Origin of the sequence: Microcystis sp. M49636_WE2 (assembly GCF_030065375.1) — a bacterium.
Taxonomy (GTDB): domain Bacteria; phylum Cyanobacteriota; class Cyanobacteriia; order Cyanobacteriales; family Microcystaceae; genus Microcystis; species Microcystis aeruginosa_C.
Genome location: NZ_JASJFG010000400.1, coordinates 1 through 5145, shown reverse-complemented (window position 1 = coordinate 5145; position 5145 = coordinate 1). Strand labels below are relative to the sequence as shown.

Sequence of the window (5145 nt, the reverse complement as noted above, 5' to 3'; positions counted from 1 at the left end):
GAATGGAAAATTAAATTAGGTTCAGAAATCCTGATTTTTATCCATCGTCCGGGGGAAGATTTTTCTGATTTGTTGAAACGCTGGCGCGAAACCCAAATATGTTTAGATAAAGAATATGAATGGTTAATGCCCCCCAGAGAACAACATATGTTTAGTGAAGGTGCAGAAACAATTCATCCTTTATTTGTGGTTTTTGATCAAACGGCCGAGAGAATAAAAAAGGGTTTAAGAGGGGCTTTTTTACCGATGGTTGTTCAAAATTATCGGCCAGCTTTGATTGATGATTGCTTAGAATTAGTCGATCAAGATTAGTTGACTCTCTGGGGGGGCATCTCATTTTTGTAAATCTACTAATTTGGGATTTTTCAGGGGAAACTCTCTGCTAAAGTCGGGCGTTACTTTCGGTTTTATCACTCAATCCAAGCTTTTGGGGGGTTCTACCCCCCAAACCCCCCGCGCATTAGGTTAACTGTGAGATGCTTACACGCGATTGTTCATATTTTTGTACTAATTTAAGAGTCACTGATAATTGCTGATTGTCGGTATTTCTGCAAATGTGGGATGCAGCCTCTCTGGGGTTAGTCAGGAAAATAGAGAGTCAAGGGGAACAGTTTACAATGGTTAAGCCCCTAAAATCAAGCGCTGACGATGGCAATTAAGCAGCGAAATTTCCTGCCCAGAAACCCTTTCTAACATCTCGACGATATGATCAGGCTGTAGTAAAGTGCCATCATTGCGACAACTGCCCACATAGCACAAAACGGCTTGTTTGTCAACAGTTTTTAACTCTAATTCATATAATTGTTCTCGCAGATTAATCGTGACTTTTTTGCCGGATTTGGTGGTTTTTTCCCGTTCCATCACCGTTGCTTGCTTAATTGCCTCGAGCCAATTTTGCCACTGTTGGCAGTCAATTCCCTCGCTATTAAAAGTGAGCAAATACTCGGCTTTTTCTAACAAACGGGTGGCAGCGGGGGCATTTAAGGGAATTTCTTCCACCTGATAAACTGGCAAATCTGCGGGTAATTGTGCGCTTAATTGCTGTTTAAACCTCTCTAAATCCATCACTTTTGTCAATTCAAAATCGACAATCTCACCGCTACTGGTTGCTCCCAAGGATAAGGCATTAGCGATCGAAATGCGCGGACCGGGGTGAAATCCACCGGTAAAGGAAATGGGAATGGCAGCGCGACGGACGACGCGATCAAATAAACGCACCAGATCCAAGTGGCTAACTAGGGCCATTTCGCCAATTTTGCCAAACCAAACCCGAATTCTTTGGGCGCGTTCTTGATTGGGTTGAAAATGTCCGGCAAAAGCGGGAATCGGGGGCGCTTCAATGACGATATTATGACCAAAATCGACGCTACAAACGCCACAATGGGAACAACCCTCAAAAGAACAATCGGGGACAGTTGCCGCGTCTAGGGCGCGTTTTAAGTCCTCCTCTAGCCATTTTTTATCGATACCGGTATCGAGATGATCCCAGGGCAAAGGACGCTCTAAAATATCTTTGTCTGCATCGGCAAAAATATGCCATTCTCCCTGTTCTATCTGACGATATTTCCAAGTTAAACCGGATTCTTCGATCGCCTGTGACCATGCTTGATAGGCTTTTTCTGTATTATCCCACCAAGCATCCATCCCGGCTCCCAATTGCCAAGCGCGCAGCACCACTTTCCCTAAACTTCTGTCACCGCGACCGATAAAATCTTCCATGGCCGAGATGCGGACATCGGTATAATTGACTTTTACCCCTCTCATGCCTTGGAATTCCTGTCTTAATAACTCCTGTTTGCGGATAAATTCGGCCGTGGAGACGGAATGCCACTGGAAGGGGGTATGGGGTTTAGGCGTAAAATTCGAGATAGTTAGGGTAAAATCGAGGGGTTTCCGCTTCGGTAAACGACATTCCCGACGCAACCAGCGCACCGTTTCCACGATACCGATGACATCCACATCGGTTTCCCCTGGCAAACCGATCATAAAATAGAGTTTGACCTTATCCCAACCCTGTTCGACGGCAGTTTTTATCCCTCTGAGTAATTCTTCGTTGGTTAACCCTTTGTTAATCACATCGCGCATCCGTTGGGTTCCCGCTTCCGGTGCAAAGGTTAAACCCGATTGACGATTGCCCCCAATTATGTTAGCAATATTTTCGTCAAAGCGATCGACTCTTTGACTGGGTAAGGATAGAGATATATTCTCATTCTGGAGACGGTTTTTAATCTCCATACCCACGGCAGGTAAAGCTAGATAATCGGAGCAACTGAGAGATAATAAAGAAAATTCGTTATATCCTGTCGCTCGCATTCCTTTTTCAATCGATTCGATTACTGCTTCCGGTTGCACATCCCGCGCAGGACGGGTTAACATCCCCGGTTGACAAAAACGACATCCCCTAGTGCAACCGCGACGAATTTCCACCACTAGGCGATCGTGAACCGTTTCCACGAAGGGAACTAAACCGATAGAATAGGCTGGGATAGGAGTGGCTACCCGGCGTAAAATTCTTTTCGGTACATCGTCACGATTGGGGATAACTGCACCGATTGGGGTGACATCGTAGAAACGGGGGACATATACCCCCGGAATTTGGGCTAAATCTAGTAATAGTTCTTCTTTGCTTAGATTAGCTAGTTTACCTTCTTCTAAAATTAAACCGATTTCTGGCAATAATTCTTCGCCATCACCAAGGGCGATAAAATCAAAAAAGTCGGCATAGGGTTCGGGGTTAGAGGTGGCAGTTTGTCCCCCAGCAAAAATTAGCGGATAGTTACCCGAGTCTCTTGCTCTCCAAGTCAAGGGAATTGCCGCTAGGTCGAGCATTTCTAAAATATTGGTGGCTCCTAGCTCATAACTGAGACTAAAACCCAGAATATCAAAATCGGTGAGGCAACGACGGGATTCTAGGGCAAATAAGGGGGTTTTTGTCTGTTTGAGTTTTTGGGCTAAATCCGGTGCGGGTAAATAAGTGCGATCGCAGAGTTGGCGGGGTTGAGCATTGAGGATATTGTAGAGGATAATATGGCCGAGGTTAGATGCCCCCACTTCGTACACTTCCGGATAGGTTAACACCCAACGAACCACAGCACTTGCCCATTCTTTATGTTTAGCGCCTAACTCGTTGCCCAAATAACGCGCCGGTCGAAAAATGTCGGGGGTAAGCAGTTGGTCTAAAGCAATAGTCACGGCAATCTACCTCAGATATCGTCAGCAATGGGTGCTTTTCTACTATAGCAGCCAGAATCAAGTCGGGAGGCAGGAGACTCCGAGACAGGAGACACGAGATTATGTTTATTTGTTCTCCCCACACCCCACACCCCACTTCCTAATTCATAATTCATAATTCATAATTTCCACTTCCCCATCTCCCTAAAATTCCAGAGGTTATAAGATAATTAAGCGACATTAATCTTGATTTCATGAAAGAACCGTTAATTGAATTGAGAGGAGTATCGAAAAGATTCGGGGATAATGTTATTCTCGATGGTTTAGATTTAACCATTTATCGAGGGGAGGCCCTGGTAATTATCGGGCCGTCGGGAACGGGAAAATCGACGGTTTTACGGTTAATTGCGGGATTAACGGGGATAAATGGCGGAGAAATTCGTATTAAAGGTCAATTGCGTCAGGGATTGCTAGAAGATGGTCGAGAAGCGATGCGAACTTCCTTAGTTTTTCAACAAACGGCCCTGTTTGATTCTCTCACCGTCGGGGAAAATGTCGGTTTTTATCTTTATGAACAAACTAAGTTAAAAAAAGCCAGAATTAGGGAATTAGTGGAAAAAAGCCTGGAAATGGTCGGTTTACAGGGAATTAGTGACCTTTATCCTTCGGAACTATCGGGGGGAATGCGTAAACGGGTGGCTTTTGCCCGCGCTATTATCACTAATCCCGATAATCCAGCCGATAATCCCGAATTACTGCTGTATGATGAACCTACCGCCGGATTAGACCCGATAGCTTCCACAATTATCGAGGATCTAGTGCGGACTCTCCATGAAAAATCAGGGTCTGCGAACACTTATGTGATGGTTTCTCACCAACAAAGTACCATCCGACGCACCGCCGATCGAGTAGTATTTCTCTATCAGGGAAAAGTGCAATGGCAGGGAGTAGTGGCAGATATCGATCGTACCGATCATCCCATGATCCGACAATTTTTTAGCGCCAGCATTGAAGGCCCGATTAGGACAATCGTTTAAGCTAGATTAAGCTAAATTAAGAACTATCGAGAATGAGAGAAAAATCATGCAGAGTTCGCGAGCTTTACGGGAAGGAAGACTAGGTTTGTTTGCCCTAGGCGGATTATTGGTCTTTGGGGCGCTCGCTATCTGGGTTCGCGGGGGGGGATTTGGTCAAAGAACCTATCAATTAATCTTCGAGTTTGCCGACGTGGAAGGGTTACAAGTCGGGGCACCGGTGCGTTTTCGCGGGGTGAGAGTGGGAAGAATTACGAGTTTTATCCCGGGGAGTAATCAAGTGGAAGTTATTGCCGAAATCGCTTCTGCTACCTTAGTTATGCCTAGGAAGGTAACTGTTACTACCAATCTTTCCGGATTAATTGGGGAGGCAGCTATCGATATCACTCCCTTAGTTTCTTTAAGTGCTGAGTCCAAAAATCTCGACCCTCTGGGTCCCGACTGTGATCAACAGTTAATTCTCTGTAATAATACTCGTTTACAGGGGACAACAGGAACACAATTAATGTCTAGTGTTGGTCGTTTAGTGGATACTTTTACCAGTCCTGAATTTGTGGGTAATCTCAATGATGTCACCAAAAATACCGCTATAGCAGCTCAAAAAATCGCCCGTTTATCCGATGATACCTCCCAGACTATCCGTAATGCCCAAAGAGAAATCTCTCGTCTATCTTTGGAATTAGCTACCACCAGTCGCTCGGTGACTAATACAGCTAATAATGCCTCCCGTTTTGTCAATACTTTAGATAATACCGTTCAGGAAAATCGCAGTCAAATCAGCAGAACTTTTCAACAATCTTCCCAATTAGTCGCTAATCTCAATGCTGTTCTCAGCGAAAATCGGGGACAAATTGTTAATACTCTCGATAATATTAATCAAGCTAGTTTAGGTATTGGTAGTCTCGCTAATAATCTCAATAATACCGCCCTGAGGTTGAAT

The 5145-nt window shown here is 44.7% G+C and carries 3 protein-coding genes and 1 pseudogene; 3 read left to right on the top strand and 1 reads right to left on the bottom strand.

The window, feature by feature from the left end; translation table 11 throughout:
- A pseudogene (locus PX484_RS09615) lies at positions 1-312 on the top strand (hypothetical protein); the annotation flags it as partial.
- 309 nt (positions 313-621) lie between these two features.
- Here PX484_RS09615 and PX484_RS09610 read toward each other — a convergent pair.
- Entirely contained in the window at positions 622-3192 is a 2571-nt protein-coding gene (locus tag PX484_RS09610) for a TIGR03960 family B12-binding radical SAM protein (RefSeq protein WP_287671200.1), read from the bottom strand.
- Between the two features lie 233 nt (positions 3193-3425).
- Between PX484_RS09610 and PX484_RS09605 the strand changes: the two genes are divergently transcribed.
- Together PX484_RS09605 and PX484_RS09600 are read left to right on the top strand one after the other, a co-directional pair.
- A complete protein-coding gene (locus PX484_RS09605; protein ID WP_002800524.1) occupies positions 3426-4208 on the top strand; it encodes an ABC transporter ATP-binding protein in 783 nt (260 codons plus the stop codon).
- A gap of 46 nt (positions 4209-4254) precedes the next feature.
- A partial coding sequence (locus PX484_RS09600; protein ID WP_288103631.1) for an MlaD family protein occupies positions 4255-5145 on the top strand: 891 nt, incomplete at its 3' end.